The 25,080-nt window shown below is 73.7% G+C and carries 30 protein-coding genes and 1 tRNA gene; 17 read left to right on the top strand and 14 right to left on the bottom strand.

The annotated features are described in order from the left end of the window. Nucleotides 1–21: 21 nt before the first annotated feature. From AB0F68_RS22885 to AB0F68_RS22855, 7 genes are all read left to right on the top strand, one after another. Nucleotides 22–1,314: a pitrilysin family protein gene (locus AB0F68_RS22885; RefSeq protein ID WP_357341581.1), complete on the top strand. Its 1,293-nt coding sequence runs from the start codon at nucleotides 22–24 to the stop codon at nucleotides 1,312–1,314. Next, nucleotides 1,311–2,657, top strand: coding sequence for a pitrilysin family protein (locus AB0F68_RS22880; protein WP_357341580.1), 1,347 nt, complete (start codon nucleotides 1,311–1,313; stop codon nucleotides 2,655–2,657). Before AB0F68_RS22885 ends, AB0F68_RS22880 begins: the two co-directional genes overlap by 4 nt. Before the next feature lie 236 nt (nucleotides 2,658–2,893). Then, nucleotides 2,894–3,919, top strand: a complete 1,026-nt coding sequence (locus tag AB0F68_RS22875; protein ID WP_357341579.1) for an aspartate-semialdehyde dehydrogenase — start codon at nucleotides 2,894–2,896, stop codon at nucleotides 3,917–3,919. Between the two features lie 94 nt (nucleotides 3,920–4,013). After that, nucleotides 4,014–4,454, top strand: coding sequence for a PPOX class F420-dependent oxidoreductase (locus AB0F68_RS22870; protein ID WP_357341578.1), 441 nt, complete (start codon nucleotides 4,014–4,016; stop codon nucleotides 4,452–4,454). An 80-nt stretch (nucleotides 4,455–4,534) separates the two neighbouring features. Next, complete coding sequence (locus AB0F68_RS22865; protein ID WP_189197835.1) at nucleotides 4,535–4,951, top strand: CBS domain-containing protein; 417 nt, start codon at nucleotides 4,535–4,537, stop codon at nucleotides 4,949–4,951. 182 nt (nucleotides 4,952–5,133) lie between these two features. Beyond that, nucleotides 5,134–5,502, top strand: a complete 369-nt coding sequence (locus tag AB0F68_RS22860) for an SCP2 sterol-binding domain-containing protein (RefSeq protein ID WP_357341577.1) — start codon at nucleotides 5,134–5,136, stop codon at nucleotides 5,500–5,502. Next, complete coding sequence (locus tag AB0F68_RS22855; RefSeq protein ID WP_357341576.1) at nucleotides 5,502–7,562, top strand: glycogen debranching N-terminal domain-containing protein; 2,061 nt, start codon at nucleotides 5,502–5,504, stop codon at nucleotides 7,560–7,562. Before AB0F68_RS22860 ends, AB0F68_RS22855 begins: the two co-directional genes overlap by 1 nt. A gap of 41 nt (nucleotides 7,563–7,603) precedes the next feature. Here the strand turns inward: AB0F68_RS22855 and AB0F68_RS22850 are convergent, their stop codons facing one another. Together AB0F68_RS22850 and AB0F68_RS22845 are read right to left on the bottom strand one after the other, a co-directional pair. Next, the gene (locus AB0F68_RS22850) at nucleotides 7,604–7,996 is read right to left on the bottom strand and encodes a VOC family protein (protein ID WP_357341575.1); all 393 of its coding nucleotides are present in this window, start codon (nucleotides 7,994–7,996) and stop codon (nucleotides 7,604–7,606) included. A gap of 19 nt (nucleotides 7,997–8,015) precedes the next feature. Further along, the gene (locus AB0F68_RS22845; RefSeq protein ID WP_357341574.1) at nucleotides 8,016–8,663 is read right to left on the bottom strand and encodes an alpha/beta hydrolase; all 648 of its coding nucleotides are present in this window, start codon (nucleotides 8,661–8,663) and stop codon (nucleotides 8,016–8,018) included. A gap of 110 nt (nucleotides 8,664–8,773) precedes the next feature. On the opposite strand from AB0F68_RS22845, the gene AB0F68_RS22840 reads away from it, so the two are divergent. The 3 genes from AB0F68_RS22840 to AB0F68_RS22830 all read left to right on the top strand — a co-directional run bounded on the left by AB0F68_RS22840 (nucleotide 8,774) and on the right by AB0F68_RS22830 (nucleotide 11,258). Then, nucleotides 8,774–9,523: a lysophospholipid acyltransferase family protein gene (locus tag AB0F68_RS22840; protein ID WP_357341573.1), complete on the top strand. Its 750-nt coding sequence runs from the start codon at nucleotides 8,774–8,776 to the stop codon at nucleotides 9,521–9,523. Nucleotides 9,524–9,610: 87 nt separating this feature from the next. Next, nucleotides 9,611–10,267, top strand: coding sequence for an isochorismatase family protein (locus AB0F68_RS22835; RefSeq protein ID WP_357341572.1), 657 nt, complete (start codon nucleotides 9,611–9,613; stop codon nucleotides 10,265–10,267). A gap of 4 nt (nucleotides 10,268–10,271) precedes the next feature. Beyond that, the gene (locus AB0F68_RS22830; protein ID WP_357341571.1) at nucleotides 10,272–11,258 is read left to right on the top strand and encodes a DJ-1/PfpI family protein; all 987 of its coding nucleotides are present in this window, start codon (nucleotides 10,272–10,274) and stop codon (nucleotides 11,256–11,258) included. A gap of 9 nt (nucleotides 11,259–11,267) precedes the next feature. Here AB0F68_RS22830 and AB0F68_RS22825 read toward each other — a convergent pair whose 3' ends face one another. From AB0F68_RS22825 to AB0F68_RS22805, 5 genes are all read right to left on the bottom strand, one after another. Beyond that, entirely contained in the window at nucleotides 11,268–12,011 is a 744-nt protein-coding gene (locus tag AB0F68_RS22825; RefSeq protein ID WP_357341644.1) for a hypothetical protein, read from the bottom strand. Between the two features lie 73 nt (nucleotides 12,012–12,084). Continuing rightward, the gene (locus AB0F68_RS22820; protein ID WP_357341570.1) at nucleotides 12,085–12,801 is read right to left on the bottom strand and encodes a response regulator transcription factor; all 717 of its coding nucleotides are present in this window, start codon (nucleotides 12,799–12,801) and stop codon (nucleotides 12,085–12,087) included. Next, nucleotides 12,771–13,973 (bottom strand): hypothetical protein, encoded by a 1,203-nt coding sequence (locus AB0F68_RS22815; protein WP_357341569.1) that lies wholly within the window; start codon nucleotides 13,971–13,973, stop codon nucleotides 12,771–12,773. The genes AB0F68_RS22820 and AB0F68_RS22815 overlap by 31 nt, the downstream gene beginning before the upstream one ends. Beyond that, nucleotides 13,963–15,141 carry an ATP-binding protein gene (locus tag AB0F68_RS22810; protein WP_357341568.1) on the bottom strand — a complete coding sequence of 393 codons (1,179 nt, stop codon included), beginning with the start codon at nucleotides 15,139–15,141 and terminating at the stop codon, nucleotides 13,963–13,965. Before AB0F68_RS22810 ends, AB0F68_RS22815 begins: the two co-directional genes overlap by 11 nt. Before the next feature lie 153 nt (nucleotides 15,142–15,294). Further along, complete coding sequence (locus AB0F68_RS22805; protein ID WP_357341567.1) at nucleotides 15,295–16,095, bottom strand: class I SAM-dependent methyltransferase; 801 nt, start codon at nucleotides 16,093–16,095, stop codon at nucleotides 15,295–15,297. Nucleotides 16,096–16,178: 83 nt separating this feature from the next. Here AB0F68_RS22805 and AB0F68_RS22800 point away from each other — a divergent pair, with 83 nt between their 5' ends. After that, entirely contained in the window at nucleotides 16,179–16,625 is a 447-nt protein-coding gene (locus tag AB0F68_RS22800; RefSeq protein ID WP_357341566.1) for a hypothetical protein, read from the top strand. Nucleotides 16,626–16,942: 317 nt separating this feature from the next. On the opposite strand, the gene AB0F68_RS22795 is transcribed toward AB0F68_RS22800, so the two are convergent. Further along, nucleotides 16,943–17,794 carry an alpha/beta hydrolase gene (locus AB0F68_RS22795; protein WP_357341565.1) on the bottom strand — a complete coding sequence of 284 codons (852 nt, stop codon included), beginning with the start codon at nucleotides 17,792–17,794 and terminating at the stop codon, nucleotides 16,943–16,945. Here AB0F68_RS22795 and AB0F68_RS22790 point away from each other — a divergent pair. The 4 genes from AB0F68_RS22790 (at nucleotide 17,793) to AB0F68_RS22775 (ending at nucleotide 19,503) form a co-directional block, all read left to right on the top strand. Further along, nucleotides 17,793–17,915: a hypothetical protein gene (locus tag AB0F68_RS22790; protein ID WP_357341564.1), complete on the top strand. Its 123-nt coding sequence runs from the start codon at nucleotides 17,793–17,795 to the stop codon at nucleotides 17,913–17,915. The genes AB0F68_RS22795 and AB0F68_RS22790 overlap by 2 nt on opposite strands. Next, the gene (locus AB0F68_RS22785) at nucleotides 17,912–18,559 is read left to right on the top strand and encodes a class I SAM-dependent methyltransferase (RefSeq protein ID WP_357341563.1); all 648 of its coding nucleotides are present in this window, start codon (nucleotides 17,912–17,914) and stop codon (nucleotides 18,557–18,559) included. Before AB0F68_RS22790 ends, AB0F68_RS22785 begins: the two co-directional genes overlap by 4 nt. Nucleotides 18,560–18,568: 9 nt before the next feature. Continuing rightward, the gene (locus AB0F68_RS22780; protein ID WP_357341562.1) at nucleotides 18,569–18,796 is read left to right on the top strand and encodes a hypothetical protein; all 228 of its coding nucleotides are present in this window, start codon (nucleotides 18,569–18,571) and stop codon (nucleotides 18,794–18,796) included. 98 nt (nucleotides 18,797–18,894) lie between these two features. Then, nucleotides 18,895–19,503, top strand: a complete 609-nt coding sequence (locus AB0F68_RS22775) for a dihydrofolate reductase family protein (protein ID WP_357341561.1) — start codon at nucleotides 18,895–18,897, stop codon at nucleotides 19,501–19,503. A 198-nt stretch (nucleotides 19,504–19,701) separates the two neighbouring features. Here AB0F68_RS22775 and AB0F68_RS22770 read toward each other — a convergent pair whose 3' ends face one another. The 3 genes from AB0F68_RS22770 to AB0F68_RS22760 all read right to left on the bottom strand — a co-directional run bounded on the left by AB0F68_RS22770 (nucleotide 19,702) and on the right by AB0F68_RS22760 (nucleotide 21,536). Then, nucleotides 19,702–20,196: an SRPBCC family protein gene (locus tag AB0F68_RS22770; protein WP_357341560.1), complete on the bottom strand. Its 495-nt coding sequence runs from the start codon at nucleotides 20,194–20,196 to the stop codon at nucleotides 19,702–19,704. A 149-nt stretch (nucleotides 20,197–20,345) separates the two neighbouring features. Beyond that, nucleotides 20,346–20,798: a hypothetical protein gene (locus AB0F68_RS22765; protein WP_357341559.1), complete on the bottom strand. Its 453-nt coding sequence runs from the start codon at nucleotides 20,796–20,798 to the stop codon at nucleotides 20,346–20,348. Nucleotides 20,799–21,188: 390 nt separating this feature from the next. Beyond that, nucleotides 21,189–21,536 (bottom strand): immunity 8 family protein, encoded by a 348-nt coding sequence (locus AB0F68_RS22760; RefSeq protein WP_357341558.1) that lies wholly within the window; start codon nucleotides 21,534–21,536, stop codon nucleotides 21,189–21,191. Nucleotides 21,537–21,642: 106 nt separating this feature from the next. Between AB0F68_RS22760 and AB0F68_RS22755 the strand changes: the two genes are divergently transcribed. After that, a complete protein-coding gene (locus AB0F68_RS22755) occupies nucleotides 21,643–22,077 on the top strand; it encodes an NUDIX domain-containing protein (RefSeq protein ID WP_357341557.1) in 435 nt (144 codons plus the stop codon). 200 nt (nucleotides 22,078–22,277) lie between these two features. Here AB0F68_RS22755 and AB0F68_RS22750 read toward each other — a convergent pair. Next, nucleotides 22,278–22,353 (bottom strand) — tRNA-Arg (locus tag AB0F68_RS22750). A 167-nt stretch (nucleotides 22,354–22,520) separates the two neighbouring features. Here AB0F68_RS22750 and AB0F68_RS22745 point away from each other — a divergent pair. Further along, complete coding sequence (locus AB0F68_RS22745) at nucleotides 22,521–23,258, top strand: hypothetical protein (RefSeq protein WP_357341556.1); 738 nt, start codon at nucleotides 22,521–22,523, stop codon at nucleotides 23,256–23,258. A 10-nt stretch (nucleotides 23,259–23,268) separates the two neighbouring features. Here AB0F68_RS22745 and AB0F68_RS22740 read toward each other — a convergent pair whose 3' ends face one another. Beyond that, a complete protein-coding gene (locus tag AB0F68_RS22740; RefSeq protein ID WP_357341555.1) occupies nucleotides 23,269–24,306 on the bottom strand; it encodes an alpha/beta hydrolase in 1,038 nt (345 codons plus the stop codon). An 88-nt stretch (nucleotides 24,307–24,394) separates the two neighbouring features. Continuing rightward, nucleotides 24,395–24,805, bottom strand: a complete 411-nt coding sequence (locus AB0F68_RS22735; protein ID WP_357341554.1) for an HPF/RaiA family ribosome-associated protein — start codon at nucleotides 24,803–24,805, stop codon at nucleotides 24,395–24,397. Nucleotides 24,806–25,080 lie beyond the last annotated feature (275 nt).

Here is a 25,080-nt window from a genome sequence, read left to right as displayed (position 1 = left end):
GAGATCGGATAGCGTCGTGCCATGCCCGACAGCGGTTACCCCTGGCCGATCGAGACGACCCGACTGGACAACGGTCTACGCGTGGTGGTGAGCGAGGACCGCACCGCCCCCGCGGTCGCCGTGAACCTCTGGTACGACGTGGGTTCCCGCCACGAGCCGGCGGGCCAGACGGGCTTCGCCCACCTCTTCGAGCACCTGATGTTCGAGGGCTCCGTCAACGTGGCGAAGACCGAGCACATGAAGCTCATCCAGGGCTCCGGCGGCTCGCTCAACGCCACCACCAACCCGGACCGGACCAACTACTTCGAGACGGTCCCGGCCGAGCACCTGGAGTTGGCGCTCTGGCTGGAGGCCGACCGGATGGGCGGGCTGGTCCCGGCGCTGACCCAGGAGACGCTGGACAACCAGCGGGACGTGGTCAAGAACGAGCGGCGCCAGCGCTACGAGAACGTGCCGTACGGCGACGCCTGGCTGCGCCTGCTGCCGCTGCTCTACCCGCCCGGCCATCCGTACCACCACGCCACGATCGGTTCGATGGCCGACCTGAACGCCGCCGACCTGGCCACCTTCCAGGCGTTCCACAGCACCTGGTACGCGCCGAACAACGCGGTCCTCACCGTGGTCGGCGACACCACCGCCGCCGAGGTGTTCGCGCTGGCCGACAAGTACTTCGGCGCCCTGCCGCCGCGCGACGACATCCCGGCCGCCCCGGACGGGCGCACCGTCCCGGCGACCGGGCGGCCCGCGGCGGAGATGGTCACCGCCGACGTGCCCGCTCCCCGGGTCTACCTGGCGCACCGCACCCACCCGTTCGGCACGCCCGGCTACGACGTGACCACCGTGCTCGCCACCGTGCTGGGCAGCGGCCGGGGCAGCCGGCTCTACCAGCGGCTCGCCGACGGCGAGCGGATCGCCCAGCCGGACCTGGTCGGGGCGTACGGGGTGGACCTCGCGCACGGCCCGGCGCCGCTGATCGCCACCGCCACGGCCCGCCCCGGGGTGACCGGGGAGCGGCTGCGCGAGGGGCTGACCGACGTGGTCGACGAGCTGGCCACCGTGCCGGTGACCGCCGCCGAGCTGGACCGGGCCAAGGCGCTGCTGAGCACCATGTGGTGGCGGCAGATGTCCACGGTGGACGGCCGGGCGGACACCCTCGGCCGGTACGCCACCCAGTTCGGTGACCCGGCCAAGGCCGCCGAGCGGCTGCCCGCCTGGCTCGCCGTCACCGCGGAACAGATCGCCGAGCAGGCCGCCGAGCTGCTCGGCCCGGCCGACCGGGCGACCCTTTCCTACCTGCCCGAGGAGACCTCATGACGCTGATCACCGCCCGTCCCGGCCCGGGCGCCGCCCGCCCGTACCGGTTTCCGCAGGTGGTCCGCCGGTCCGCCGCCGGCGGGCAGGTCGTCGCCGCGCACCTGCCCGGGCAGAACCTCGCCGTCGCGCTGCTGCTGCTCGACGGCGGCGCCGCTCGGGAGCCGGTCGGCAAGGAGGGGCTCGGCGGGGTGCTGGCCAAGGCGCTGGAGGAGGGGACCGCGCAGCGGGACGCCACCGCGTACGCCCTGGCCATCGAGGCGCTCGGCACCGAGCTGGTGACCGGCCTGGACTGGGACTCCTTCCAGATCAGCGTGCAGGCGCCGGTGGACCGGCTGAGCGCGGCCGTGGAACTGCTCGCCGAGGCGGTGCGGACGCCGAAGCTCGACCCGGCCGACGTGCGCCGGGTCCGCGACGACGAGGCGACCGCGCTGCGGATGGACTGGGCGAACCCCGGTCCCCGAGCCGACGCCGTGCTCCGCGCCGACCTCTTCGGCGCGGACAACCGCTGGGGCCGCCCGCTCTACGGCGACCCGGAGAGCGTGGCCGCCCTGGACGTGGACGACGTGACGGTCTTCCACTCCGAGTGGCTCATCCGCCCCGGCACGCTGATCGTCGCCGGTGACCTGGAGCGGATCGATCTCGACGCGCTCGCCGCGACGGTGTTCACCGGGGCGGGCGGCGGCGCCGTGGACAAGGGCGGCCCGATCGAGGTGCCGGTGTCGGACCGGCGGCGGATCATCCTGGTCGACCGTCCCGGCTCGGTGCAGTCCACGCTCCGCCTCGGGCACCCGTCGCCGCACCGCGCCCACCCGGACCACGTGCCGATGACGCTGGCCGGCACGGTGCTCGGCGGGGCGTTCACCTCGCGGCTCAACCACCTGATCCGCGAGGTGCGCGGCTACACGTACGGGATCCGGGGCGACTTCGCCTCGTCCCGCCGGTTCGGCCGGTTCGCGATCAGCTCCGGGGTGCAGACCGCGGTGACCGCGCCGGCCCTGGTCGAGGCGGTCGGCGAGGTGTCCCGTACCCGGCTGACCGGGGTGACCGAGGACGAGCTGGCGGTCGCCCGCTCCTGGCGGGCCGGCCAGCTCTCGGTCGAGCTGCAGAGCCCCCGGGCCATCGCCTCGGCGCTGACCACGCTGGTGGTGCACGACCTGCCGGACGACTATCACGCCCGGCTGCGCGAGGCGCTGCTCGCCGCGACCGTCGAGGAGGTCTCCGCGGCGGCCGCCGCCCACCTGCACCCGGAGTCGCTCACCATGGTCGTCGAGGGCGACTCGGCGGTGATCCGGGACGAGCTGGTGGCCGCCGGCCTCGGCGAGGTGGTCGACCACACCGCCTGACGGCGCGGCACCGGGTGTGATTCGCGTCGCGTCGGCCGGTCGGCGGTCATCGGGTGCCGTACGCGGATGCTGCGGCCGGGGGCCCGGCCGGCGGGGGATTCTCCGCCGGCGGCCCGCCGTCGGGCGTTGTCGTTGCAGGTGGCGGACCCGATCGGCGAAGGCGCGGGCCGCCGGCGCGGCCCGCGCGGTGGGAAAGCGTTCCCGCCGGCGCCGTCCAGCTGGGTAGCCTCGCGGGCATGAGGATCGGCATTGTGGGGGCCACCGGCCAGGTCGGTGGCGTGATGCGGCAGGTGCTGGCGGAGCGCGAGTTCCCGGCGGAGCAGGTGCGGCTGTTCGCCTCGGCCCGGTCGGCCGGGCGCACGCTGCCCTGGCGCGACGGCGAGGTCACCGTCGAGGACGCCGCCACGGCGGACTACCGGGGCCTGGACATCGTGCTCTTCTCGGCGGGCAAGGGCACCGCGAAGGAACTGGCCCCCCGGGTCGCCGAGGCCGGCGCGGTCGTCATCGACAACTCCTCGGCGTTCCGGATGGACCCCGAGGTGCCGCTGGTGGTCGCCGAGGTCAACCCGCATGCCGTCGCCGACCGGCCCAAGGGCATCGTGGCCAACCCGAACTGCACCACCATGGCGGCCATGCCGGTGCTGCGCCCGCTGCACCAGGAGGCCGAGCTCGTCGGCCTGGTCGTCGCCACCTATCAGGCGGTCTCCGGGGCCGGCCTGGCCGGCGTGGCGGAGCTGGACGAGCAGGTCCGCAAGGTCGCCGAGCACGCGGCCGAACTCGCGTTCGACGGCTCGGCCGTCGAGTTCCCCGCGCCGCGCTCGTTCGCCCGTCCGGTCGCCTTCAACGTGCTCCCGCTGGCCGGCGCGATCGTCGACGACGGGTCCTTCGAGACCGACGAGGAGCAGAAGCTGCGCAACGAGAGCCGGAAGATCCTCGGGATTCCCGGGCTCAAGGTCTCCGGCACCTGCGTCCGGGTGCCGGTCTTCACCGGCCACTCCCTCCAGGTCAACGCGCGCTTCGCCCGGCCGATCACCCCGGCCCGGGCCCGCGAGCTGCTCGACGGCGCGCCGGGCGTGGCGCTCTCCGAGGTGCCGACCCCGCTGGAGGCGGCCGGCCAGGACCCCACCTTCGTCGGGCGGATCCGCGCCGACGAGACCGTCGAGCACGGCCTCGCCCTGTTCTGCTCCAACGACAACCTGCGCAAGGGCGCCGCCCTCAACGCCGTGCAGATCGCCGAACTGGTCGCCGCCGAACTCCGCTGATCCCGGTCCCGCGTGCCCGGCCGGTGGCCGGGCACGCGGGCGGGAAATGCGGTGAGATGGGTACGACCCCACCAGTCGACACGGGAGGCCCCCATTGGCGGACGAGCGGACCCGGCAGGCCCTGACCGACCTCATCGCGAGCCGCCGGCTCGGCGTGCTCGCCACTTTGAAGCGGGACGGCCGGCCACAGCTGTCCACGGTGGTCTTCTCCTTCGACCGGGAGGCCGGGCTGATCCGGATCTCGGTCACCGACGGCCGGGCCAAGACCGCCAACCTGCGCCGTGACCCCCGGGCCAGCTTCCATGTCAGCAGCGAGGACGGCTGGGCGTACGCGGTGGCCGAGGCCCGCGCCGAGCTGACCCCGGTGGCGGAGCGACCGGACGACCCGACCGTCGAGGAACTGGTCGGGCTCTACCGGGCGGTGCAGGGCGAACACCCGGACTGGGACGACTTCCGGCGGGCCATGGTGGCCGAGCACCGGCTGGTGCTCCGGCTGCACGTCGAGCGGGTCTACGGGATGCCTCCACGCGGCTGAGCGGCGCGGCGGAAGGGGTCCGGGTTACCTCACCCGGGCCGCCGGGTAGACCGCCGTGCCGACACCGAGAGGGGAGCACCATGACAACGGTCGGAGAGTTCATGACGACCCGGTTGGTGACGATGGACGGCAGCGACACCCTCACCGCCGCGGCGCAGGAAATGCGGGACAGCGCGATCGGCGACGTGGTGGTGACCGATGGCGACAACGTGGTCGGCATCGTCACGGACCGGGACATCACGGTGCGGGGCGTGGCCGAGAACATGGATCCCAACACCACCCGGCTCAACCAGATCACCAGCAAGGACGTGGTGACGGTGAGCCAGTACGACGACGCGGTGGCCGCCGCCGACCTGATGCGCACCTACGCGGTCCGCCGGTTGCCGGTGATCGACGACGGCCGCCTGGTCGGCCTCGTCTCCATGGGTGACCTGGCCGTGGAGCGGGAGCCCCAGTCGGTGCTCGCCGACATCAGCGCCGACGAACCGAACAACTGACTCGTCCGCCGCGGTGACGCCGGTTCCCGGTTCGGGGGCCGGCGTTTCGCGCTGCCCTGGACGCGCAGGCGCCGCGGCATCCGAAGGCCGACTCACCCGAACCGGGCGAGGTTGACCCCGTACCGCGGTGGGGACCCGTCCTCGGACGTCGGAGGCCGCGGATCGCGGGAGGAGTCGCCCGGATGGACATGACCACGAGATTCTTCGAGGAACTGGACCGGCGAGGGTTCGAACCGCTGCTGGCCAAGACCTCCGGAACCCTCCGGTTCGACCTGCACGAGGGGCCGCAGACCACGCACTGGCTGCTGGAGATCGACCGGGGCAATCTCCGGGTCCGCCAGGAGGACCAGGAGGCCGACACCGTGGTGGGGACCGAACCGCGGCTCTTCGGCGAGCTGGTCAGCGGTGAGGAGAACACCATCGCCGCCCTGCTGCGCGGGGACATGACGGTCTCCGGTGACCTGCGCCTGGTGTTGCAGATCGAGCGGATCTTTCCCGGTCCGCCGGACTCCCGGGGACCGCGCCACTCGTTCCAGAGGAGGACTGTCTGATGGCCGCGAGCAACACCATCCGGATCCTGGACGGCAACACGTTCGTGGTCTCCGAGGACACCGGTGACATCGAGGCCACGCCGAGCGAGCCGACCGGCCTCTTCTCGCTGGACATGAGGTTCCTCTCGAAGTGGGTGCTCACCGTCAACGGCGAGCGCCTGAATGCGCTCTCCTACGACGACCTCCAGTACTACGAGGCCCGGTTCTTCCTGGTGCCGGGGATGGCCACGCACTACATCGACGCCAAGCTGTCGATCATCCGGGAGCGGGCGGTGGGGGGCAGCTTCCGGGAGTCGCTGACCATCCTCAACCACGACGAGAAGGCGGTCGACCTGGAGATCCGGATGGACGCCGGCGCCGACTTCGCCGACCTCTTCCAGGTCAAGGACGAGATCCTGAACAAGAAGGGCGAGACCTACGCCGAGGCCGAGTCGGACAAGCTCCGGCTCGGCTACCGGCGGGGCAACTTCCGCCGGGAGACGGTCATCTCCGCCTCCCGGCCGGCCCGCTACGACCACAACGGGTTCGCCTGGAGCATCCACCTGGAACCCAACGAGCAGTGGGACACCGCCATCGACGTGCAGACGCACGCGGTCGGACCGGGCGGGCGGGACCTGCGGATGGGGCTGCGCGCGCACGGCACCGAGCGGCTGGCCCTCCAGCACGACCTGGAGGAGTGGGTCGCCCGGGCGCCGAAGGTGAACACCGAGCACGAGCAGTTGGCCTCGACGTACCGGCGCAGCCTGATCGACCTGGCCGCGCTGCGGTTCTCGCCGCTCTCGCTCGGCGGGCAGACGCTGCCGGCCGCCGGTCTGCCCTGGTTCATGACCATGTTCGGCCGGGACAGCATCCTCACCTGCCTCCAGGTGCTGCCGTTCGCCCCGGAGATGTCGAAGACCACGCTGCGCATCCTCGGCGCGTTGCAGGGCACCCGGTTCGACGACTTCCGTGACGAGGACCCGGGCCGGATCCTGCACGAGATGCGCTACGGCGAGACCGCCGCCTTCGAGGAGCAGCCGCACTCGCCGTACTACGGCTCGGTGGACGCGACGCCGCTGTTCATCGTCCTGCTCGACGAGTACGAGAAGTGGAGCGGCGACGTCGCGCTGGTCAAGGAGCTGGAACGGGAGTGCCGGGCCGCGCTGAAGTGGATCGACGACTACGCCGACCTGGTCGGCAGTGGCTACATCTGGTACGAGCGGCGCAACAGCGACACCGGCCTGGAGAACCAGTGCTGGAAGGACTCCTGGGACTCCATCTCCTACTCCGACGGCACGCTGCCGCCGTTCCCGCGGGCCACCTGCGAGGTGCAGGGGTACGCGTACGACGCGAAGATGCGGGCCGCCCGGCTGGCCCGGGAGTTCTGGGACGATCCGGCGTACGCCGACCAGCTGGAACGCGAGGCGGCGCAGCTGAAGGAGCGGTTCAACCGGGACTGGTGGGTGCCCGACGGCGGCTACTACGCCCTGGCCCTCGACCCGACCGGCCGGCAGTGCGACGTGCTCAGCTCCAACATCGGCCACCTGCTGTGGAGCGGCATCGTGGAAGACGACCGGGCGGCGCAGATCGCGGCACACCTGGTCGGTCCGCGGCTCTTCTCCGGCTGGGGGGTGCGCACCCTGGCCGAGGGCGAGGTCCGCTACAACCCGATCGGCTACCACAACGGCACGATCTGGCCGTTCGACAACTCCTTCATCGCCTGGGGCCTGCGCCGGTACGGCTTCGCCGAGGAGGCCGCCACCATCGCCAACGGCATCCTGGACGCGGCGCGGTACTTCGACGGGCGGCTGCCGGAGGCGTTCGGTGGCTACCAGCGGGAGCTGACCAAGTTCCCGGTGGAGTACCCGACGGCGTGCAGCCCGCAGGCCTGGTCGACCGGGGCTCCGCTGATGCTGATCCGGACCATGCTGGGCCTGGAGCCGCACGAGGGACACCTCGCGGTGGACCCGCGGCTGCCCCTCGGCATGGGCCGGATCGAGGTGCTGGACATCCCGGGCCGGTGGGGCCGGGTGGACGCCTTCGCCCGGGGCCGGATCGACCTGCGCAACATGGTCGACTGACCGGCGCCGCCGAGCCCGCGGGCCCGACGGCGCCCGCGCGCTCAGTGCCCGGGCAGCAGCGTGTCGCCGTGCGCCTCGCTCTCGGGGAGCAGGCAGAACTCGTTGCCCTCCGGGTCGGCCAGCACGGTCCACCGGGGCAGCTCGCGAACCACCGTCGCGCCCGCCTCCAGCACGGCGGCCCGCTCCTCGGCGTCACCGACCAGGTCGAGGTGGATCCGGCCGGAGGCGGGCAGGTCGTCGACCGGGCTGATCCAGACGTCGGGCCGGCGGCCGGCGGGGTCGCGCAGCAGCACCGACTCGTCCGGCTCCAGCGACCGGTCGGCGAGCTTCACCCGGTCCTGGTCGACCACGGGCAGCCCGGTCACCGTGCTCCAGAACGGGGCGAGCAGGTAGGGGTCGCGGCAGTGGATGACGATGGCGGTGAGCTCGGGCATGCCCTGCACCGTAGTCGGCTCAGGCCGGCGGCAGGACGGTGTCCAGGAACGCGGCGGTGACCGCCCGGATGTCGGGGCGGGCCAGGTCGAGCGCGTGCCCGCCGTGGGTGAGCCAGAGGTGCGCCGGGTGGCCGGCGGCGAGCAGCCGGCCGGCCAGCCGGACCGACTGGGCGGCCGGCACCGCCGCGTCGTCGCGGCCGTGCACCAGCAGCACCGGCACGCCCGAACCCAGATGGCTGGCGACGGTCGCGTCCACGGTCGCCGCGTCGCCCGCGGCGGGCGGGTGGCCGAGCAGGCCCACCCACGGGTCGTCGTGGCGGCGCAGCCGCTGCCACTCCGGGTCCACCGGGTCGACCGGCGCCCAGTACGCCAGCACCGCCCGGACGTCGCCCGGCCGCTCCACCCCGCGCAGACCCAGGTGCAGGGCCAGCATCGCGCCGGCCGAGTCGCCGCCGACCAGCAGCGGCAACCCGCCCGCCGCGGCCCGGGCGGCGCGCGCGGCGGCGCGTACGTCGTCGAGCTGGGCCGGCCAGTGGGCCTCGGCCGCGAAGCGGTAGGTGGCGGGCACCACCCGCAGCCCGAGCGGGGCGAGGGCGGACCCGTCCTCGTCGGAGCGGGCCCGCCACCCGCCGCCGTGGATCCAGAGCAGTACCGCGCGATCGGTCATCCGGCCATGCTGGCCGCTCGGGGGCGCCGCCCGCCACTCGCTCTGCGGATGGCAGAGCGGGCGCCTTTCGCCCCTACGGTCGCGTAACCTACTCGGGGTAAAGTTGGCGAATGTCGGAACTCGTGTACCCGCCCGTGATCCTCGCCGCCAAGACGATGTTCCGCGCTCTCGACCTGCGCCTGCGCATCGAGGGCAGCCACCACGTGCCGCGCACCGGCGGGGCGGTGCTGGCGTCCAACCACGTCAGCTACCTCGACTTCATCTTCTGCGGGTACGGCGCGCACGACTCCCGCCGGCTGGTCCGGTTCATGGCCAAGGAGTCCGTCTTCCGGCACAAGGTCTCCGGCCCGCTGATGCGCGGCATGAAACACATCCCGGTGAACCGGGCCGCCGGCGCCGGGTCGTACGCCTCGGCGGTGGGCGCGCTGCGCCGCGGCGAGGTGGTCGGCGTCTTCCCGGAGGCGACCATCAGCCGCTCCTTCACCGTGAAGGACCTGAAGAACGGCGCGGCCCGGATGGCCCAGGAGGCCGCCGTGCCGCTGCTGCCGGTCGCGCTCTGGGGCACCCAGCGGCTGTGGACCAAGGGCCGGCCGCGCACCCTGACCCGCCGGCACACCCCGATCAGCATCCTGGTGGGCGAGCCGATGGACCCGGCCGACTACCCGGACGGCAACGCCCTGACCGCCGAACTGCGCACCCGGCTCGCCGCGCTGGTCGACCGGGCCCAGCGGGAGTACCCGGACCAGCCCAGCGGCCCGGACGACGCCTGGTGGCAGCCGGCCCACCTGGGCGGCACCGCGCCGACCCCGGAGCAGGCCGTCGAGCTGGACCGCCAGGACCGCCGTACCCGCACCGCCTGATCCGCGCCTGGGGCGTGGCCGGATCGTTCCGCATCCGGGCATGATGGTGTCTGCCGGCCGGGCGCCCGCCCGACCAGGATCGAGCCCATGAGCAGAGCAGCACTCGTCGTCATCGACGTCCAGGAGTCCTTCCGGCAGCGCCCGATCTGGGCCCACGCCTCCCAGCCGGACATCGTCGACCAGGTGAACCGGCTGGTCGACGCGGCCCGCGGCCGTGGCGACCTGGTGGTCTGGGTCCTGCACGCCGAGCCGGGCACCGGTGGCGTCTTCGACCCGGCGCTCGGGCACGTCCGGCTGATCGACGGCCTCGCCCCGGCGGCCGGGGAGCCGACGCTGGTCAAGACCTCGCACAACGCCTTCACCACCACCAACCTCCAGCAGGTGCTCACCCTCGCCGGGATCCGCGAGGTGACGGTCTGCGGCATCCGCACCGAGCAGTGTGTGGAGACCACCGCCCGGGTCGGCTGCGACCTCGGGTACGAGATGACCTTCGTGACCGACGCGACCGTCACCTTCCCCACCCCGCACCGGGATCTGCCGGCCGACGCCCCGCTGGAGCAGATCCTGGCCGACTCCCGCACCCTGTCCACCGCCGAGATGATCGCTCGCACCGAGTACGCCCTGGCCGGCCGGTTCGCCACTGTGCGCACCGTCGCCGAGGTCGTGCGACAACTCCAGCTCGGCGCGTCTGGCGCCGCGCCACGACCTGGAGCCGTCGCCGGCGCGGTCCCGGTCGGCGCCTGATCCGATGGCCCGGGTCGACCGACGGCTCCAGCTCGGCGCGTCCGGCGCCGCGCCCCGACCCGGCGCCGTCGTGTTTCTCCTGGTCCCGCAGCTGCACCTGCTGGACCTCGCCGGGCCGGCCCAGGTCTTCTCCACCGCCGCCGACCTCGGGTACGACTACCGCCTGCACTACGTCGCCGCCACGCCCGAGGTGCCGACCGTGCAGGGAGTGTCGTTGCGGGCCACGCCGGACTGGCCCGCGCTGGGCCCCGACGACCTCGTGGTCGTACCCGGGTGGCGGTTGTCGGCGCACGGCCCGGCGGGGCCGGTCGGCCCGGACGAGCTGCGGCGGCTGGCCGACCACCACGCGGCCGGCGGCACCGTGGCGAGCGTCTGCGCGGGCGCCTTCGCGCTGGCCAGGGCCGGCCTGCTCGACGGGCGGCGCTGCACCACCCACCACGACGTGCAGGACGAGCTGGCCCGGCGGCACCCGGCGGCCCGGGTGGTCCGGGACGTGCTCTACGTGGTCGACGACCGGGTGGTCAGCTCGGCCGGCATCGCCAGCGGCATCGACGTCGCGCTGCACCTGATCGCCACCCGGCACGGCCCGGCGGTGGCCGCCCGGATCGCCCGCACGCTCGTCGTGTACGCCCGGCGCAACGGCCACGAGCAGCAGGCCAGCGCGATGATGCGGCACCGGTCGCACCTCTCCGACGCGGTGCACCGGGCGCAGGACCTGATCGACGCGCGCTACGCCGAGCCGCTGCCGCTGGCGGAGCTGGCCGCCGCCTGCGGGGTGGCCGAACGCAGCCTGAGCCGGCTGTTCCGCCAGGCCACCGGGCTGACCCCGCTCGGCTACCAGCAACTGCTGCGGGTGGAACGCGCCGAGCACCTCATCGGGCACGGCGCCACGGTGGAGGCCGCTGCCCGGGCCGTCGGCTTCACCGACGCCCGGATGCTGCGCCGGCTGCGCTCCCGGGGTCGCCCAGCCGCGCTGCGGCTGGTCGGCTGAGCCCTCGCGTCAGCAGGCGGAGCCGGGGCGGTCCCGCGCCGGGACGTCCTGGCGGGGCCAGGCCGCGGGCTCCGCCACCGCCGGGCGGTAGTAGTCGTCGCGGGACAGGAACTCGACCGGCAGCGAACCGGGCAGGGTCACCGCGCCCCGGGCCGGGCCGGGCGCCGGGCCCATCCGGACCCGCAGGGTGTCCCGCTCCGGCGGCGAGAGGTCCACCAGCTCGGGGCGGGCCAGCCGGTACGCGGCCACCGAGCGGCGTACCTGCCGGGCCAGCGCGGTGACCAGGCCAATCGGGCCGGCGAGCGCCAGCGCGGGCTGCCGGATGGTGCGCAGCGCGTCGCAGACCACCCGCAGCTCGCCGGTGCCGCCCGGGCCCTCGGCCAGCTCCAGCCGGGACGGCCACTGCCAGCGGATCTGGCCGCTGACCAGGCGGGACAGCCGGACCGGGCGCCGGTGCCGGGCGTCCGTCCGGCTGTCCCGCCCGGAGACCAGGGACAGCTCGGAGCCGGTGCAGACGTACGCCAGCCGCCGGTCGGTGAGCGTGACCGTCGCGGGGGTGGGCAGCGCCCAGGACCGGACGTCGTCGGTGGGGCCGAGCAGGTGACCGGCCACCGGCAGCCGGTGCTGCCCGAGCAGGTGTTCGCCCGGCTCGGGGATCAGCGCGTGCCGCCGATCGAGCACGGGGCGGGTGGGATCGTCATCGACGTCGAAGCGGTGCGGCCCGATGAAGAAGGGTGCGGCGTCCTCCGGCACGGTCACGACCTCCCGGTCCCGGTCTGCGATACGTCGAGCCTGGCCCACCTGGGTGCGGCTGTCATGACAGCCGTTAGGGGGTCGGCCGGTCGGCGGACGCCTGAGACCGGTAGATGCCGATATCTTCCGGCCGGACGAGGCCGTCCTCGATCGCCCGGGCGAGCAGCGCCGCCTTCGTGGCGGCCGGCCGCCCCGCACGGGTGTACTTGATCCGCGCCCGGTCCACGTACTGCTTCACGGTGTGCTCGCTGATCCGCATCCGGCGCGCCACCGACGCCTTCGACATCGACTGGAACCACAGCAGCAGGGCCTCGCGCTCCTTGTCCGACAGGGCCGGCCGGTCCGGCCGGGGGTCGCCCACGAGCGCCCCGGCCAGCGCGGGCGGCACGTACGGGCGGTCGTTCGCGGCGGCGAGCACGGTGGCCACGCAGTGCTCCCGCCCCTCGTGCTTGGCCAGGAACGCCACCGCGCCGGCGTCCAGCGCGGCCAGCATGGTCTCCGGGTCGGTGTGCTCGGAGTAGACCACCACCCGGCGACCCGCGGCGCTCAGCTCGGCCAGCTTGTCGAGCACCATCCGCCCGTGCAGCCGCAGGTCGAGCAGGACCACCTCGGCGTCCGGGGCGGCGCGCAGCACCACGTCCGGGTCGTCCCCGGTGGCCAGCACCCGCAGCCCGGGCTCGCCGGCCAGCCAGGCGCGTACCCCGTCGATCACGACCGGATGGTCGTCCACGATCGCCACGCCGACCGGCTGCGCGCCGGTCACGTCCTCCGCCACCGGGTCTGCGTCCATCTGATCTCCCCGTCCCGCTCGTGCAGGTGTTCCACCGGCCCGTCCCCGTGCCCGCCGGGCGGGCCGGTCGCGTCCGGCCCGTCGTGGTCGGGCGTGACCAGGCTGACCACCACCTCGTCGGGGCCGGCCACCACGGTCAGCCGGGCCCAGCCCCGGGCGCCGGCGAGCGCCGCGGTCGGCGGGTCGGCCAGCCGCCGGCGGACCTCGACCGGCAGCTCAGGCGGCGCCCCGAGCGCGACCAGCGCGATCGGCAGGCCGTTCCGTTCCGCCAGGTCGGCGGCGGCGCGCAGCTCGTGCAGCAGCGGATCCGGCACGTCGTCCGACTCGGCGATCAGCCGGCGCAGCCGGGCCGCCGCCAGCAGGGCCCGGTGGCGTACCGCCGGGTCGGCCGGGTCGGCGTCGCCGGCCGCGAGGGCGGCCAGCACCTCCTTCGCCGTGCCGCTGACCAGGGCGAGCCGCGCCTGCCGGTCCCGCCGCGCCCGTTCCGCCGCGTCCCGCTCCGCCGCCACGACCAGGGCCGCCGCGGCGGTGCCGGCCCGGTCCCGGGCCAGCGCGGCGATCGCCGCCGCGCCGGCGAAGACCGCCACCGGCAGTGACGAGGTGCCGTAGACGTACATCGCATAGCGGCTGAGGTCGGCCGGGGCGGTGGCGTCGTGCAGGACCACCGCGGCCAGGGCGATCGCCGCGTGCGCGCCGAGCAGCGCGAGCAGCCAGCCCAGTGGCCGCCGCCAGAGCACCACCAGGAAGAACCAGGCCAGCCCGCCCCACACCCAGTTGGCCGTCGTGAACAGCTGCCGCTCACCGGCCGCCGCGAAGACCGTCCCGTCGACCACGAGCAACGCCGCCGCCAGCCGCCGGGCGGGTGGCAGCCCGCCGCCCAGCAGGCGTACGCCGGCCGCGCCGCCGATCGCCGCGGTCACCAGCCAGCCGGCGGCGACCACCGGCGGGGCGGCCAGCCGGGACCAGGCACCGAGCAGCGCCGGCAGCCCGATCGCCAGGTGCCAGGCCAGCGCGATCACCACCGCCACGATCCGCGCACCCCGGTCCGAGGCGTCGGACACCGCGTGCGCCGCGGTCGCGGCCGCCCCCGGATCGGCGCGCTCCGGCCTCCGCTGCCGTACGGCCGGACGGGTCGCCGTGCCGGTCCCGGCCGTTCCCGACTCAGTGGACACCCGGCCACTCCAGTCGGATCCGGGTGCCGGCGCCAGGGGCGGAGGTCACCTCTGCGCGGCCACCCACCGTGGCCATCCGGCCGTGGATGGACTCGCGCAGCCCGTACCGGTGGGCCGGGACGGTGGCCGGGTCGAAGCCGGGGCCGTCGTCGGCCACCTCGACCACCACGGCGCCGGCGTCCCGGGCCAGGCGCAGCGTGGCCGCGGCGCCCGGCGCGTGCCGGACCACGTTGGCCAGCGCGGCGGCGGCGCTGTCGGCGAGCGCCGCGGCGACACCCGCCGGCACCCGGCACGGCATCAGCGTCGCGGCCACGGTCAGCTCGGGCAGCCGGGCGAGGACCGTCCGCAGCCGCTCGTCCAGGGCCACCGCGCCGGCCGCCGGTGCCGAGCGCGCGTCGGCAAGCTCGGTGAGGGCACGCAGGTCGGCCGCGCACCGCTCGCGCAGCGCGGCGGACCGGCCGGACACCGCGCCGAGCCCGACCATGGTGAGCGTGGCGAGGACGGTGTCGTGCAGGTCCCGGTTCTGCCGCCGCTCGGCCTCCCGGGCGCCCCGCCCCACCACCGCCTCGTGGGACAGCCGCTGGAAGTCCGTGAAGGCGGCGTCGGCGTGCCCGATCCGGCGGCGCATCACCGCGGTCATCATCGCCGTGCAACCGGTCTGCACCAGCAGCGTCCCGGCGTGCGCCCGCGCCTCCACCGGGTTGCCGGCCAGGGTGGCGCCGGCCGCGTAGCCGGCGGTGACCAGCAGACCGGCCGGGACCGACCAGCGGGTCGGGGCGGTGGCCTGCGCGTTGATCACGGTGGTGCTGGCGAGCACCGCGACCCAGCTCCCCTCGCCGGGCAGCACCTCCGGTGCGACCAGCCAGGGGATGGCCAGCCCGGTCGCGGTGGTCAGCGCCACGTCACCAGCCACCAGCGCGCCGGCGATCCCGTACCGGAGCGCGCGTACGGCGTACCAGACGGACCAGGCGGTGAGCGCGACGATCGCCGGGACCAGCAGGGCCACCCGGACCGGCGGGGTGCGCACCGCCAGCGCGACCACCGCGGCGACCACGCCGCAGGTGATCCGGAGCAGCGCCGGCAGGGTGGTGAAGACCAGGGTGAACGCGCCGCCCGCCGGCCGGTCCAGTGGGGACGGCGGCAGGGTCGTGGCGGCTACGACCGGCATCGGGGGAGGTGTCCTTCCGGCAGCGACCCGGTCGGGTCCGCACGGCCTAGATCGACGCCGGAGAATAGCATGCTCGCAGGCAACTGGTCACCCACGGTACGCGGCGCGTCGCTCTACCGGATTCCGGCCGGTGATGGGCCGGCTCCGACCTGCTCAGGCGCGGGCCACCGCGAGCAGGTGGGAGCTGGCACCGAGCACCGCCGGGTCGCGTTCGAACGCCTCGGCACAGGCCACCGCGTCGGCGAAGAGTCGCTCGGCCGGGCCGGTGCCGAGCGCGTTCAGCAGCGGCCAGAGCGGACCCTCCAGCCCGTACAGCGCGGGGGTCGGCAGGCCGGCCGCGACGAATTCGTCCACGACCTGCTCCGGGCGGTGGAAGTAGGCCGTGGTGAAGCCGGTCCGGGGGTCGTTCACCCCGGTGGCGTACGCCTCGCGCAGCAGCGAGCGGCTGCGCTCGTCCACCAGGCCCTGCGCGGTCAGGTCGATCAGGGCCGCGTTGCGGCTGATCACCGCCGCGAGCACCGGACCGCCGGGCCGGGTCACCCGGGCCGCCTCGCGCAGCGTGGCCACCCGGTCCGCCCGGTCGGGCAGGTGATAGAGCGGGCCGAGCAGCAGGGTCGCGTCGGCCGAGCCGCCGGGCAGCGGCAGTTCCCGGGCATCGCCCACAGTCGCGGTGATCCCCGGGTGTGCCGCCCGGGCCGCCGCCACGTGCGCCGGCACCAGATCGATCAGGTGCACCCGGTGCCCGGCCGTGGCGAGCCAGCCCGCGTACGCGCCGGGGCCACCGCCGACGTCCAGCACCTCGGCTGGTGGGGCGGGAAGCAAGCGGCTGAGCAGGTCGCGGGTGCGGCGTGCCTCCAGCCGTCTCTGGGGCGTCCGGTCGAGCCGGTCGGCCTCGTCGAAGACCTCGGTGTAGTAGCGCCGGATGTCCGGCTCGGCGGGTCGGTGCTGCGGCATGCGTCGATGGTGGACGACGGGGTCCCGGGCGGTCACCCGGTTTACCGGGCGAACCGCTGGCGCGGCGCTCCTACCCTGCGACCATGACGTACCAACCGGCCATGGTGCCGCCCAGGAAGTCGAACACGACCCGGGTCGTGCTCACCGTCGTCGGTGTGGTGCTCGCGCTCTGCTGCGTGGGCGGCGTCGTCGGCGGCTTCGCCCTCTACCGCGCGGTGCAGGACGCCACCGGCCCGGCCCGGACCACCGTGGACACGTTCGCCGGCGCGCTGGTCGCCCGCGACTACCCGACCGCGTACGACCAGCTCTGCGGGCGGGTGCGTGACCGGGTCAGCCGGGAGGACTTCGTCCGGCAGCAGTCCGCCCAGCCCGCGCTGACCGGCTACCGCATCGTCGGGTTGAACGTCACGAACAGCAACGGGCGGGTCCGCGGGTCGGCGGACGTGCGCTTCACCCCGCAGAGCGGCACCACCGTGACGCAGGCATTCGTCCTCGTCAAGGAGGACGGCGGGTGGCGGATCTGCGAGTGACGGTGGCGCGACGATCCGCCGTCGTCGCGATCGCCCGGGGGTGACGGTGTGACATCCCACGGGGGACCGGCGCTGAGGGGACGGAACGAAAGCACAGGACTCGTGACCAGCGTGTCCGTGTTCACACCCCATAACGGAGTCCGTTGGTCTCCGGCGCCGGGCGGGCCACTTCACCCCCCCTCCGCCCTCCGGCGTCGGTACCGCGGCTCGCACGGACGACCTGCCCCCCGGTTTCTCCGTGCGAGGTCGCGATCCGCGCTCGATCCGGCGCGGCGAGGCGGCGGCCGCCCCCCGGCCGCCGCCTCACTCATCTCCGCCTACCGGGCGGACGCCTCGTCGGCGCGCCGGCGCAGCCACTCCAGCGCCGACCCGGCGTGGCGCAGCACCGAGATGTGCCCGTCATCCGGGTAGCGGCGCAGCTCCGCTGCGGGACAGTGCCGGGCCAGCCACTCGGCGTGAGCCACCGGCGCGATCCCGTCCCGCTCGCCGTGCAGCAGCAGCACCGGCGGCGTCACCTGGGCGGGGTCGAAGCCCCACGGGTGCACGTAGGCCAGGTCGTCGTCGATCAGCCCGCCCGGACCGGACCGCGTCGCCGGGCCCACCACACTGTCGAACCAGGACCACTCGGCGTGCAGCGCGGCCAGGTCGGCCGGGGTGAACTCCGGGTCGTACACGGCGCCTGAGTTCTCGTGCGCCTCCTTGGCCGCCCGTCCCGCGGCGGCCGCCCGCAGCGACGCCACCCCGGCGGGCACCATGCCGGCGAACCAGTCCAGGCCGGCCGCGCCGTACGGCGCCAGGGCGGCGCCGCACACCACCGCGACCACCCGGTCGGGCAGGAGCGCCCCGCAGGCCAGGGCGTGCGGACCGCCGCCGGAGTGGCCCATCATCGCGAACCGGTCGAGGCCCAGCGCGTCGGCCACCGCGGCGACGTCGGCGGCCGCGGAGGCGATGTCCCGCCCCGGCAGCGGCGTCGATCCGCCGTAGCCGGGACGGTCGTGGGAGACCCAGCGGAGGCCGAGCCGGTCGGCCGCGGCGAACAGCGGCGCGGGCGGCGCGCCGATGTTCGGCGTGCCGTGGTGCCAGAAGACGGCGAGACGGTCCGACCCGCCGGTGTCGTAGACGTGCAGAGTGCGGCCGTCGCTCAGGCCGAGGTCCGTCTCGGTCACCATGGCCGGAGCGTACGTCGACCCCGCCCCGGCCGCCGACCGGGACCGCACGCCGTTCACCGCCGACAGCCGCCGCCACGTCTCGGTGTACGAGCGGGTCGGCGCCGGTACGGTCGGGGCGTGACCGAGACCGCCCACCTGACCGAGACCCGGTCCGCGTACGACGCCGTCGCCGTCGACTACGCCGCGCTGGTCACTGCCAAGCTGCCCGAGCTGCCGCTGGACCGGGCACTGCTCGGCGCCTTCGCCGAGCTGGTCCGCGCCGCCGGCGGGCCGGTGGCCGACCTCGGCTGCGGTCCGGGCCACGTCACCGCCCACCTGGCGGCCCTGGGCGTCGAGGCGTTCGGCCTCGACCTGTCGCCGCGGATGGTCGCGCTGGCCCGCCGGGCGTACCCGGGGCTGCGCTTCGAGGTCGGCTCGATGACCGGGCTGGACCTGCCCGACGGGCGGCTCGGCGGGGTGCTCAGCTGGTGGTCCATCGTGCACACCCCGCGCGAGCTGCTGCCCCGGGTGTTCGCCGAGTTCCAGCGGGTACTCGCCCCCGGCGGGCACGCGCTGCTCGGCTTCCACGGCGGCGACGACGAGCACGTCCGCCGCGACCAGGCCTACGGCCACCGGGTGGCGCTCGACGTGCACTTCGCCCGGCCCGACGGGATCGCCGGGCTGCTCGCGGAGGCGGGTCTCGTGGTCACCGCGAGCATGTGGGCGGCGCCGGAGCAGGGGCGGCGCCGCCCGTCGGCGTACCTGTTCGCCCGCAAGCCTGGGTAGGGTCGACGCGTGGCGGTGTTCGGGGCGGTTCTGCTGGTCGTCGGCTGTCTCGCCGGGGTCCTCGCGCTCCTGGCCTGGCTGGGGTCGCGGGTGCGGCGCCGGGGCGTCGGCGGTGACGTGATGGGGCCGTTCGACGAGATCTGGCATCCCGCCGCGCACCGGTTCCGCGCCGAGATCAGGGTGTACGGGGAGCGCGTGGTGCCGCCCCGCTCCGGCGAACCGGAGGGTGTGGTCTAGGTCACACCCTGGGTCCGGCCGGGCTGTCGAATCGGTTGCTCCTCGGCCGTCGACAGGGTGGAAGCCGGCGCGGGGCCGGCCACGAAGGAGGCACCATCATGCGACTCACCATCACCACGTTCCTGACCCTCGACGGCGTCATGCAGGCCCCGGGCGGCGTGGAGGAGGACCGCTCCGGCGGGTTCGACCTGGGCGGCTGGCTGCCGCCGCACTTCGACGAGACGGTCGGCGGGTGGATGGGTGAGACCTTGGAGCGGGCCGAGGCCCTGCTGCTAGGCCGCCGCACCTACGACATCATGGCCGCCTACTGGCCGCACGTGACCGACCCGGCCGAGGGCGGGCCGGACAACCCGCTCAACCGGCTGCCGAAGTACGTCGCCACCAACCGGGACGACGAGCTGAACTGGTCGGGTTCGCACCGCCTCGGCGGCGACCTGGCCGCCGCGGTCACCGAACTCAAGAACCGCCCCGGCGGCGAACTCCAGGTGCACGGCAGCGGCGCGCTCGCCCGGTCGCTGATGCGGGAAGGGCTCATCGACACGTACCAGCTGCTGGTCTTTCCGGTCGTGCTGGGGCGCGGGCAGCGACTCTTCGCCGACGGCGTGCCCCCGGCGGGCCTGCGGCTGACCGGCACCCGCACCTCCGGCACCGGGGTGACCATGCTGACCTACGACAGCACGGGCGCGCCGAGCTTCGTCAACGTCTGAGGGGCGCGGGTTCCTGGAGGTGGTCGTGTCTCCACTGGGGAGTATCACTCCTGTGGCATCGACCACCCCAACCGGATGAAAAGGAAGATCACGGATGGCTGGTCGCGGCACCCTGTCCGCTCAAGCCGTCTGCCGTAGTCGGATCGCGTCGGTCCTGGCCAGCGGTACTGGCTGTACGAATGGCTGTACGGCTGCGCGCTAGGCCGGGTCTTCAAGCGACGCCGGTGCGGCAAGCTCGGCCAGGTGGTGCAGCGAGTTGGCGAGATGCTCGGGCCCGAACGGCGGGAATTGGAGGTATTCCCGAATGAACTGCGGCACCGCCGACCAGTCGTAGGTGAGCGTCACCTCGGTCTCCGACGGACCGAGCGGCGCAAGCTCATAACGCCAGATCCAGCCGCCGAACTCCAGGCGACCGTCGCCCTTCTCCTCCCCGGTCAGCCAGCCGATGGCGCGCGGCGGGTCGAGCACCTGGACCTTGTTGACCACCTGGTAGTCCCCATCCGGATGGTTGGCGTGATACATGTCCATCCGGAAGATCTGCCCGACCTCGGTCAGCGGAGCCCGGTCGACAGATTCCTGAACCCAGCCGGTGCCATCGATCGCGGAGTGAGTCGTCGGGTCTGCCAGCACCGCGAACACCTTTGCGGCAGGCGCGGCGACAGTCAGGGTGGCGCTCACGTTCTCCTGGTCCACCGTGTGCAACCTCCTCGTCATCTCGTCTCGAACCTCCCACAGATGCGGAGGGGAGGTTCCCAACATGCCGACGACGCGGCGAGGCGGAACTCATCGGTCGTCTTGGGGGACCGAACCGACCGTCCACCGGCCGTACGTGGGCACTCTGCTCATCGGGGTGCTCGGTCCGCTGGCTCGGGGTGCCCGCCGGACTGCTCAGCAGCACGCGCCAGGATGGGGCGGGACCGCCAGATCCGCAAGGACAGGCGCAGCAGGTAGAGATGCACAGCTGCCACGACGGCCGTCACCGCAAGCCCGGTCAGCCCGTCGATGGTGCCAATATCCGCCACCAAGACCATGGCCAGTACCACGAGGCTGACGAGATAGATCGCCGCCGCCACCAGGAAGACGAGGCCCAGGGCCGGGACGATCCTCGCGGCCCTCGCCGATCCTTGCCTGAGGAGCTGGGCCACCTTGAGCGCCACCACGACGGCGACGGCCGGGGCCGCCCACTCGACGATGATGACCGGCCGCTGGCTGGTACCCCGCGAGGCATCCCACGCCAGGTAGTCGAAGAACCCGAACAACGGGCCGATGAACCCGAAGGTCAGCACCCAGGTCACAGGCCTAACCACCAGGGTCAGCACGGCGCCGATGCAGAGAAGGCGGCTGACGCAGCTTCCCGATGCCGGCGTCCTCACAGCATGGAGTGTGCCGGGCTCGACGCCGCTGCGCTGTCCCGCCACGATCAAGCCTCGACAGGCCGTCCTGGCGTGCCGCAGGCCGTCTGTTGTACTTCAAACGGGCGCGGTAAAGCCGCTGACCTGGGGTGACGGTGGTGCGCCCGGCAGGATTCGAACCTGCGGCCTTGGGATCAGAAGAAGATCGCGGATGGCTGGCCGGGTGGTTTGCTCCTGGTCAGCCCGTCCGTGGTTGTCGGGCAGCGTCGGCGTCAGCGGACGGGCTTGGCTGTACGAATGGCTGTACAGCGACAGGACGAGCGGGAGTTCGTCCTAGCTCTTGTTGTCCTCGAACTCCCACAGCCCGAGTCGACCGACCTTCTCTACAAACTCAGCCCGGCTGGCCGCCTCGACGTTCCCGATCAGCTTGCGTAGCGCCGCCTCAACAGCTGCGGTTGAGAACTCTTCTACGAACAGCCAATGGCGCCCTACCAGGAAGGGCTGCCGCCGCAGTAGGTCCGCCAGGGCGGCAGGCGTGCAGGCAGTCACCTGGTACTGCTCCTCGCCTGCCTCCCCAACGGCCCCGACGTACACCTCCACCAGCTGGAAGGTGTTCGAAGGATCGAAGGGCTCCCCTGATTCCACGTCCGGGAAACGCACCTGCCGGACCTCTGCGCGCATGGTGGCAAGTTAACGCCAACGTTCTAGCGACTCACGCGGTGGGCCACACCGTTCGGAACAACGGATCTCCTCGTCGGGCAGTCGTAGACCGTCCGGGGAGGCTGGCATGGGTCAGGATGTGCCGATGACGATCTCCGCTGACGACTCCGGTCGGGTCCGGATTGTGACGGCGGTTCTTCGCGACGGCGATCGGGTGTTGCTGTGTCATCGAAGCGCCGGACGCCGTTGGTATCCCGACGTGTGGGACCTGCCGGGCGGTCATGTTGAGGAGGGGGAGGATCCGAAAGAGAGCCTTGTCCGCGAGCTTCGGGAGGAGTTGGGAATCACGGCATCGGAGCCGTCCAGCCCGCCGATGCATGAGATCCGGACCGCGACGTTCGACATGCAGATCTGGTTGGTCGACAGGTGGACCGGAACACCCGTCAACGCCGCGCCGGACGAGCACGACGCTGTGGCGTGGTTCGAGACGGCCGACCTTGACAGCCTGCGTCTCGCCCATGAGTCGTATCTCTCGATGCTCACCGCCGTGCTCGTCACGTGACGTCGCTCCGGAAGCCAGGGGTGCGTGCTGCGGGGCAGGTCCGGGCCGTCCTGCCGGCGCTCCTACGCCCACGTCCTGCCGGAGATCGAGCGGGCTGCCGTGGACGAGGCCCGCGAAGCACCTCTTCGGGTGACTTGGCTGTACGGAGGCGCGTGGTGATCGTCGACCGGGAGCGGAAAGCTGCTGACCTGCGGTGACGGTGGTGCGCCCGGCAGGATTCGAACCTGCGGCCTTGGGATTAGAAGTCCCCTGCTCTATCCGCTGAGCTACGGGCGCGCGTCGACGATGTCGCGCCAAGAGGGTACCGCCGACCCGGGCCTCGCCGGGGGAACGGGTGGGCGCGGCCACGTCGCTGCTCAGGGTCCCACGGCCCGGCTCCCGCGGGCACCCCGATAACCGGGTCACGGGCCACCGGCCCCAGGTCGGTCCGTACCCTCGGCGTCGTGCTGCTCGACCAGGAAACCGAGAACGAGATCGCGTACGAGCTGTGCCAGCTCCTCGGCCGCGCCATCCTGCCCGTCGTCGGGTCCGACGGCCCCGGCGCGCCGGCCGGGACCTTCGGCACCGCCTTCTTCTACAGCGAGCTGGTCGGCGCGACCGACGACGGCGAGGTGGTGCAGGAGTGGCTGCTCACCGCCGCAGCGACCACCCGGACGCCGTACGGGGAGATCGGGCTGCGGCCGAGCGTCACCGAGCCGGCGGACGGGGCTGCGGAGCCGATCGAGCTGCCCGACTTCGCGAGCCGGTGGCTGCAACTGCCGGAGCTCGGTCTGGCCGCCATGCCCACCGGCGGGCTGCACGGGTACGCCGACGATCGGGGCTGGAGCTGGCGTACCCAGCAGGTGACCGACGCCGTGGCCGCGCCGGCCGACGCGGTCGCCCGGGTGGGCGCGGAGCCCGGCTCGGCGTTCGTGCTGGCGCTCGGCGTCGGTGCCGACGGGTCGCGGCCGCTGGAGGCGGTGATCGAGCGGGTGGCGCGCGACGGCGACGAGGTGCGGGTCACCCCCGAACTGCCGCCGGGGTACGTGGGCGCGCCGGTGTTCGGCGTCGAGGTGCCCGACGGAGGCCTCTCGTTGCGCTGCCTGGGCCTCCTGCTGCCGGCGAACGACGGCGGTCACCCGGTCGCGACGTTCGACCGGATCCGGTCGGCCCTGGCGGCGGCGACCGCCGGCTACCGCTGACCCGCCCGGCTCAGCTCTCGGCGGTCGCGCCGGCCGGCTCGTCGGCCGGCTCGTCGGCCGGCCGCCGCGGCGCCGGCGTCGCGGGTTCCGGCTCGGTCGGTCCGACGCCGAGGAAGCCGTCCGCCCACCGTCCGACCTCCGCGAACACCTTTTCGCGTACGGCGGGGCCGGAGAGGGTCAGGTCGTGCAGCCCGCCGTCGAAGCGGGCCAGGGTGACGTGCCGGCCGAGCCGGGGCGCCCAGCGCACCATGTGCTCCACGTCGAGCACCGCGTCGGCGAGGGTGGCGGAGTCGTGCCACTTGGTGCCCCGGTAGCTGCGGGTGGAGCAGGCCAGCAGCACCGGCACCGGGATGTCCAGGCCGGCCCGGAGCTGACGCTGGCCGGCGCGGATCGCGTTGATCCAGCCCGCCCGCACCGGGAACCCGGCGAGCGGCTTCCAGGCCAGGTCGTAGCGCCACTCGCCGCGGTGGTCGGCGTGCAGGCTCTCGCCGTACACGGTGCCCAGCCCGAACGGGAGGATGCGTTGCGGCGCCCGGCGGCCCAGCCGGGAGACGGCGGCCGCGAGGGGTCGGCGGACCAGCCAGGGCGCGTTGATGTCGAAGAACGGGCTATTCAGGAAGATGCCATCGACCAGGCCGGCCTCGCGGCGGGCGTGCGCCCAGAGCGAGATGATCAGGCCGCCGGTGGAGTGGCCCATGGCGAGCAGGGTGTCGTGCCCCTCGTCCTCGCGGATGATCTTCGCGGCGGCGTCCAGCTCAGGGAAGTAGTCGCTCAGGTCGCGGCAGAAGTTCGGGGTCTGGTGCGGTTGCAGGCTGCGGCCGTACTTGCGCAGGTCGAGGGCGTAGAAGTCCCAGCCGCGCTCGGCGAAGAAGTCGGCGACGTGGGTCTGGAAGAAGTAGTCGACGAAGCCGTGCACATAGAGGACGGCCCGGCCGGTGGGGCGCTCCGCCCGCCGGCGGACCAGGGTCGCGACGACCGGTCCCTCGTCGTCGGTGCCCAGGTCGATCGTCTGCCGCTCGTACGGCGGTCCCAGCACGTCCGGTTCCACGACCGCGACGGTACGCCGCCACGCTACCCGGCGGTAGCCCCCCGCCCCCGTCGCGCCGGCACCGGGCACGGGCGGGGGCGGGGCGGCCTCAGACAGTCTCGGCGTCGGCGCGCTCGGCGGCCTGCGCGGGGATGCCCTCCGGCTGGTCGGTCTCGCGCAGGTGCTTGTTGTGGCGCGGCTCCTGCCGGGTCTTCGCGTCGTTGAGCCGGCGGCGCAGGTCGTCCCGGACGTCGTTGAGCGCGGCGTGCAGGTCCTCCTCGGTGGAGGTGGTGACGATCTTCTGCCGGCCCGCGACCCAGCACTCCAGCGTGACCTTCTGGCCCCGGGCGTTCCGGTCCTTGACCGACACCTCCAGCTCGGTGGCGTCGGCGTGGAACCCGGCGAGCCGGGCGTCGAGGGTCGCGAACTGCTCCGCGATCCAGTTCCGGTCGCCCTGGGAGAACCCGGCGCCGACCCGGAGGCACTCGGCCACGGTCGCGGGGTTCGCCACGGCGCTCATCGGCGGGCCTCGCAGACGTCTCGGAGAAGCATCGTCGCTCCCTTTCTCTCGGTTGATCAAGTTCATACCCAGTCGGTGCGCGTCCGGAACCGCCTCATCGGGTGACCTTCGGATCAGGTTCCGCCGCAGGTCAGGGCGTAGGTCCGGCGGTGCCTAGCAGGTCGGGCCCTGATCAGGTGGTTGTCCACGGTGAGATGCTTCGTCCCGCCCGGTCGGCCATGATCGTCGTGCTCCCGGCGCTGGTCTGACTCTTTGTCCACCTGGCGCCTCGGCTG

The organism is Micromonospora sp. NPDC023966 (assembly GCF_040639095.1).
In the GTDB taxonomy this organism is placed as follows: Bacteria; Actinomycetota; Actinomycetes; order Mycobacteriales; family Micromonosporaceae; genus Micromonospora.
Note: the sequence above shows the minus strand (reverse complement) of the source record. Positions and strands in the feature narration are given on the sequence as shown.